The 6,227-nt window shown below is 73.9% G+C and carries 7 protein-coding genes; 5 read left to right on the top strand and 2 right to left on the bottom strand.

All coding sequences use genetic code 11. The features are described 5' to 3' along the window. The coding region (locus AB0J67_RS38435) for a M4 family metallopeptidase (RefSeq protein ID WP_363490311.1) at window positions 1–1,221 on the top strand (1,221 nt) is incomplete at its 5' end. A 57-nt stretch (window positions 1,222–1,278) separates the two neighbouring features. Here the strand turns inward: AB0J67_RS38435 and AB0J67_RS38440 are convergent. Continuing rightward, a complete protein-coding gene (locus AB0J67_RS38440) occupies window positions 1,279–1,692 on the bottom strand; it encodes a group III truncated hemoglobin (protein WP_363490313.1) in 414 nt (137 codons plus the stop codon). A 55-nt stretch (window positions 1,693–1,747) separates the two neighbouring features. Here AB0J67_RS38440 and AB0J67_RS38445 point away from each other — a divergent pair, with 55 nt between their 5' ends. The 4 genes from AB0J67_RS38445 to AB0J67_RS38460 all read left to right on the top strand — a co-directional run bounded on the left by AB0J67_RS38445 (window position 1,748) and on the right by AB0J67_RS38460 (window position 4,167). After that, entirely contained in the window at window positions 1,748–2,605 is an 858-nt protein-coding gene (locus AB0J67_RS38445) for a helix-turn-helix domain-containing protein (RefSeq protein ID WP_363490315.1), read from the top strand. Beyond that, window positions 2,602–3,069 (top strand): hypothetical protein, encoded by a 468-nt coding sequence (locus AB0J67_RS38450; protein WP_363490317.1) that lies wholly within the window; start codon window positions 2,602–2,604, stop codon window positions 3,067–3,069. The genes AB0J67_RS38445 and AB0J67_RS38450 overlap by 4 nt, the downstream gene beginning before the upstream one ends. 161 nt (window positions 3,070–3,230) lie before the next feature. Further along, a complete protein-coding gene (locus AB0J67_RS38455) occupies window positions 3,231–3,893 on the top strand; it encodes an NAD(P)-binding domain-containing protein (RefSeq protein ID WP_363490319.1) in 663 nt (220 codons plus the stop codon). A gap of 49 nt (window positions 3,894–3,942) precedes the next feature. Then, window positions 3,943–4,167, top strand: coding sequence for a hypothetical protein (locus tag AB0J67_RS38460; RefSeq protein ID WP_363490321.1), 225 nt, complete (start codon window positions 3,943–3,945; stop codon window positions 4,165–4,167). Window positions 4,168–4,356: 189 nt separating this feature from the next. Here the strand turns inward: AB0J67_RS38460 and AB0J67_RS38465 are convergent, their stop codons facing one another. Then, the gene (locus AB0J67_RS38465; protein ID WP_363490323.1) at window positions 4,357–6,048 is read right to left on the bottom strand and encodes a DHA2 family efflux MFS transporter permease subunit; all 1,692 of its coding nucleotides are present in this window, start codon (window positions 6,046–6,048) and stop codon (window positions 4,357–4,359) included. Window positions 6,049–6,227: the final 179 nt, after the last annotated feature.

Genomic DNA, 6,227 nt, shown 5'->3' on the forward strand with positions numbered 1-6,227 from the left:
CTGGCGGGCCTGGTCTACTCCGGTGAGTCCGGCGGCCTGAACGAGGCCACCAGCGACATCTTCGGCAACATGGTGGAGTTCTACGCCGCCGCGCCCAGCGACCCGGGCGACTACCAGGTCGGCGAGAAGATCAACATCAACGGCAACGGGACCCCGCTGCGTTACATGTACAACCCGACCCTGGACGGCTCGTCGCACGGCTGCTGGTCGACCAGCACCAACAGCGTGGACGTGCACTACTCGTCGGGTCCGGGCAACCACTTCTTCTTCAACCTGGCCGAGGGCACCGGCGCCACCGCGTACGGCACCAGCCCGGTCTGCGGTTCGGCTCCGGCCGTGACCGGCATCGGCCGCGCCAAGGCGGAGAAGATCTGGTACCGGGCGCTGGACGTGTACTTCACCTCCAGCACCCGCTACGTGCTGACCAGCAACCCGGCCAACACGGCCCGCGCCTACACGCTGCGTGCCGCGACCGACCTGTACGGCCAGTGCTCCCTGGAGTACAAGACCGTCCAGGCCGCCTGGACCGCGGTCAACGTGGCCGGCAGCGACGCCGCCTGCCCGACCGGCAACGACTTCTCGCTGGCCGCCGCGCCGGCGTCGGGTTCGGTCAACCCGGGCAGCTCGGTGAGCAGCACCATCACCGCCACCCTCACCAACGGCAGCGCGCAGACGGTCAACCTGACCGCCTCCGGCCTGCCGTCGGGCGCCACCGCGTCGTTCAGCCCGTCCTCGATCTCGTCGAACGGCGGCACCTCGACGCTGAGCATCGCGACCAGCGCGTCCACCCCGGCGGGCACGTACGCGGTGACCATCACCGGGACCGGGGCGAGCTCGACCCGGACCGCGACCTACTCGCTGACGGTCAACGGGGCGCCGGGCTGTACCGGCACCAACCCCACCGACGTCGCCATCCCGGACAACACCACGGTGAACAGCACCATCACCATCGCCGGCTGCAACCGCAACGCGTCGGCCACCAGCTCGGTCTCGGTGACGATCTACCACACCTACAAGGGTGACCTGGTCGTCGATCTGATCGCGCCGGACGGTTCGGTGTACAACCTGCACAACCGGACCGGCAGCAGCACCGACAACATCATCGCGACCTTCAGCCGCAACCTGTCCACCGAGGCCGCCAACGGCACCTGGACCCTGCGGGTCCGTGACGCCGCCACGGCCGACACGGGACGGATCGACACCTGGTCACTGACCCTCTGACCTGATCCTCCCCAGAAAGGGGGCGTCACCCGCGACCCGGGTGGCGCCCCCGCCGCGTCAGGCCGGCCGCGGCGAGATGGTGACGTGCTCGCTGCCCGTGCCGCCGGCCAGCCGCCGCCGCAGCGAGGCGGCGATGCGCACGGCCTGCCGCTTGGCCTGCTCGGCGAGCGGGCCGGCGTGCCGCTCGTCCACGGTGTCGTGCCACAGCCGCAGCCAGCGGTCGAAGTGGCGGCGCTCCAGCGTGGCGCGGCGGCTCAGCGCGACATGCGGCGTCAGCGCGTTGCGGCGGTAGGTGCCCGCGCGCAGCAGCACCGACTCCCAGAAGTCGCACATGATCGGCAGGTGCGCCGTCAGGTCGAGCCGGGCCACGTCGACGAAGATCGGGCCGAGCAGCTCGTCGGCGTACACCCGGGTGTAGAAGTCGGTCACCAGCGCGGTGATGTCGGCGCGGTCGGCGATGTCGGTACGCACGCGGCCCTCCTTTTTTACTACCGCCATCGTATATATTCGGAGGGTGGGCGACGCTATGACATTCGGCGCACTCGCGGTGCCCAGCCGCCGCCGGGTGCTCGACGCCCTGCGCGCCGCCGGGACGCCCCGGGACGCCGTGGCGCTCGGGCAGGCCACGGGGCTGCACCCGAACACCGTCCGTTTCCACCTCCGGGTCCTGATCGAGGCGGGCTACGTCGCCGAGTCCCGGCAGTCCGGCGGCGGCCGCGGCCGCCCGCAGGCGGTGTACGCCTGCGTGACGCCCGCCACCGGGGAGGGCGGCTACGCCCTGCTGGCGGAGCTGCTGGCGAGCCGCCTGGACGACGCGCGCGGCGCCGAGCTGGCCCGCAGTGCCGGCGAGCGCTGGCTGCGGGGCCCCGTCGCGGCGACCGAGCCCCCGACGGAGTCCCCCGGGACCGCGCTCGCGGGGGAGTCCGCGTCGAGCGCGCCCGTGGCGGAGCCCGCGGGGACCGCGCCCGAGGTGGACTCCGCGGGGAGCGCACGCACGGCGGCCGCGGCGACCCTGCCGCCGCCCGGCTCGCTCGACGAGGCGGCCGCGCGGGCGACGGCGCTGTTCACCGAGCTGGGCTTCGACCCGGCGCGCACGCCGGACCCCGGTGCCGCCCGCATCGAGCTGCGCGCCTGCCCGTTCCTCGACCTGGCCCGCAGGCATCCGGCCGTCGTCTGCGGCGTACACCTCGGCCTGCTGCGCGGCACGCTCGCGGGCGGTGCCGCCGGTTCGGCCGACCGGCAGGCGGAGTCCGGAGTCGTCGACGAGGTGACCGAGGGCGGCCCGGCGGGAGCGTTCGAGGCGGAGCTGTTCCCGTTCGCGCGGCCGGGAGTGTGCGTCGCCGAGATCAGGCTCGCTGCGGCAGCGCGCGGGGCAGTGCGGTGAGCAGGGTCAGGCTGGTCGGGCAGGTGGCGGTGCCGTTCGTGTGGTTCGGCATGGTCGCCGCGATCTCGCTGCTGGAGGCGCCGCTGAAGTTCCGCGCCCCGGGCATCACCACCGCCCTCGGGCTGGGCATCGGCCGGCTGGTCTTCGGCGCGCTGAACGCCGTCGAGTTCGTGCTGCTGGTGCTGCTGACCCTGGCGCTGCTCGGCACGGCGGCCGGGCGGCTGCGCTGGTGGCTCACCGGCGGGCTGTGGGTGCTGCTGGCGACCCAGGCGCTGGTGCTGCGCCCGCTGCTCGACGAGCGGGCCCAGGTGATCATCGACGGCGGCGTCCCACCGGAGTCCTCCCTGCACCTGCTCTACATCGCGCTGGAGGGCGGGAAGCTGGTCGTGCTGCCGCTGCTGGGGGTCGGCCTGCTGCTGCGCGCCGTGACGAGGGGTCCGGCACGCGAGTTGCGAAACCCGTAGCCGGCGGGGCCGCCAGTCACCGTCCGCGCGGGCCGGGCGTTGACCATGACGATGCCCGGCGGGCCGCCGGGGACGTGACATGGGCAGCCGGGCTCACCGGTGCCGGGGCGGGTAGGCGTTCCGGGACCGGTGGGCGCCGGTGCGGCGCAACGGGGGACGGCATGACCACCATCGGATTCATCGGCAGTGGCAACATCGGCGGCACGGTCGCCCGGCTGGCCGTCGCGGCCGGGTACGACGTCGTGCTGAGCAACTCGCGGGGGCCGCAGACGCTCACCGACCTGGTGTCCGAGCTCGGCCCGCGGGCCCGCGCCGGCACCGTCGAGGAGGCCGCCGCCGCCGGAGACCTGGTGCTGGTCAGCGTGCCGCTGCGGGCGTACGCCAGCATCCCGGCCGCGCCGCTGGCCGGCAAGGTCGTGATGGACACCAACAACTACTACCCGGAGCGCGACGGGCGGATCGACGTGCTCGACGACGGCAGCACCACCAGCAGCGAGCTGCTGCAGCGGCACCTGGCCGGGGCGCGGGTGGTGAAGGTGTTCAACAACATCTACTTCAAGCACCTGGGCTCGCTGGCCCGGCCCGCCGGTGCCGCCGACCGCTCTGCGCTGGTCGTGTCCGGCGACGACCCCGAGGCGAAGGCGGCCGTGCTGTCCTTCCTCGACGCGATCGGCTACGACGGCGTCGACGCCGGGCCGCTGGGCACGGGCGGGCGCCGGCACCAGCCGGACACGGCCGCGTACGGGGCGCCGTACGGCTCGTTCAGCGACGAGGCGGGCACGCCCGCCTCCGCCGCCACGGTGCGCGCCGCGCTGGGGGCCTGACCGGAAACCGCGGTGCGGGCAGGTCGGCGCGCGTGGCACGATCGGCGGCATGCCCGCACCCCAAGGATTCGACTACGCCGTACGCGGCGACGGCACGGTGGCCGTGTCGCACCGCCGTGCCGTGGTGACGCTGCTGCGCGGCGACCGCGCGGCCCGGTTCCTGGCCGAGGTGGAGGCCGGTGACCCGCAGGAGGTCATGGCCCGCTGGACGGGCAACTACCGGCACGGCAACGAGCGCACGGCCCGCAACCACCCGCGCAACGCGGGCCGCTGAGCCCGCCCCGGCACACCGCCCCGGCACCCATCACCTCAGCCACGCCCCGCTCGCGGCGCCGCCCTGACCGAGCCGCGCCGCGCCCGCCGGGCCGCCCCTTTTTTCATAGACGTTGGCCTATCTGGATGACTTCGATCAACGAAAAGTCATCCAGATAGGCCAACGTCTACATCAGGGGCGGGGTCCGGATCAGGGGCGGGGTCCGGCCGGGGCGGTGGCCGGGGAGTCGGTGGTGGGGGTGGCCGACGCGGTGGCGGGGATGGGCTGGTCGGGGATGGCGGCCGGGGTCGTGCGGCGGCGGGCGAGGGGCACCGCGAGCGCGGCGAGGCCGAGCACGATCAGCGGGAGCGCCGTGGTCGCCTTCATCGCGGTGGTGAAGCCCTGCTGGAAGGTGGTGTGGGCCAGCTCGGTGACCGCGCCGAGCGTGCCCGGGGGCAGGTGCGCGCCGCTCTGGCCGGCGCCGACCTCCATGCCGCCGGTGCCCGCGTTGGCGAAGGCCTCGGTGAACCGTTCGCGTACGCCCTCGGGCAGCGCGGCGGCGTTGGTCCGGGCCTGGGCGGCGAGCGCGGTGGCGAGCTGCGCCTGCAGCAGCGCGCCGACGGCGGCCGCGCCGATGACCGCGCCGAGCTGGCGGGTGGTGTTGATGACGCCGGAGGCGGCGCCGGCCAGCCGCGGCTCGATGTCGCGCATGGCGATGGTCTGCAGCGGGGCGAAGACGAAGCCGAGGCCGAGGCCCGCGACCAGCAGGCCCGGCATCAGGTCGCCGCGGTCCGAGCCGGCCTGCGCGGTGAGGATGACGGCGGTCAGGCCGCCGGTCCACAGGGTCATGCCGCCGAACAGCGCCCACCGCCCGTACGGGCCGTCGGACAGGCGGCCCGCCAGGGGCGCGAACAGCATCGTCATCAGCGACATCGGCGCCGTGGTGAGGCCGGCCTGCAGCGCGCTGAGCCCGAGCACCGACTGCAGGTAGATGGTGAGCGGCACGAACAGGCCGAGCATGCCGAAGGCGACCGCGGCGACGACGAGGTTCATCACCGTGAAGTTGCGGTCGGCGAACAGCCGCAGCGGGATGAGCGGCTCGTGGTCGCGGCGGGCGTGCAGCTGCCAGACGAACACGGCCAGCACCAGCACGCCGGCGGCGATGACCATGGGGATGGTGACCGGGCCCCAGACCGGGCCCCAGTCGTGCGACTGGCCCTCGATCAGGCCGAAGCAGACCAGGAAGAGGCCGAGCGTGACCAGGCCGGTGCCGAGCAGGTCGAGCCGGTGGCGGCGGTGGAAGCGCAGGTCCGGCATGTACACCGCGGCCATGGCCAGGGCGAGCACGCCCACCGGCACGTTGACGTAGAAGATCCAGCGCCAGCCCCAGCCGGACACCAGCCAGCCGCCCAGCGTGGGCCCGGCGACGGTGGCGAGCCCGGCGACGGCGCCCCAGACGCCGAACGCCGCGCCGCGCCGCTCGGCCGGGAAGATCGTGGTGATCACGGCGAGGGTCTGCGGGGTCAGCAGCGCGCCGCCCACGCCCTGCGCGACGCGGAACGCCACCAGCTGCTCCGGGCTGCGGGCCAGGGCGCAGGCGACCGACGCCAGCGTGAACACCACCAGGCCGAGCATGAACAGCCGCTTGGGCCCGTGGATGTCACCGAGCCGTCCCGCGGTGATCAGCAGCACCGCGTACACCAGGATGTAGGAGTTGAGGATCCACAGGATCTCGTCGAGGGACGCGCCCAGGTCGTCGATCAGGTCCGGGATCGCGATGTTCACGATCGTGGTATCCAGCAGGATCATGAAGAAGCCGAGGCACAGTACGAACAGGACGAGCCACGGATTGGTCCGGCGGCCGGCCGTCTCCGGTGCTCCGCTCGCGTCGGGGGTGGTCACGGCGGGTCTCCTTGCTCGGCGGCGGCGCAGACGTCCGCCGAGCATAGTCCTCCGGCGATGGATCGCCGGGTAACCGGCACTCCGGGCCCGGCACGCTCAGCGGTGCCCGTGCCGGGGCGGGCCCCCGGCGACCAGGACCCGGCCGACGGGCCCGTGCAGGTCCTCCAGCACGGCCCTGG

This window comes from Catellatospora sp. NPDC049609, assembly GCF_040675365.1.
In the GTDB taxonomy this organism is placed as follows: Bacteria; Actinomycetota; Actinomycetes; order Mycobacteriales; family Micromonosporaceae; genus Catellatospora.

Bases quoted from the DNA above. Each gene is read 5' to 3' on its own strand.
- AB0J67_RS38445 (WP_363490315.1), top strand. From the start codon at position 1,748: ATGACATTCGGCGCACTCGCGGTGCCCAGCCGCCGCCGGGTGCTCGAC.
- AB0J67_RS38455 (WP_363490319.1), top strand. From the start codon at position 3,231: ATGACCACCATCGGATTCATCGGCAGTGGCAACATCGGCGGCACGGTC.
- AB0J67_RS38460 (WP_363490321.1), top strand. From the start codon at position 3,943: ATGCCCGCACCCCAAGGATTCGACTACGCCGTACGCGGCGACGGCACG.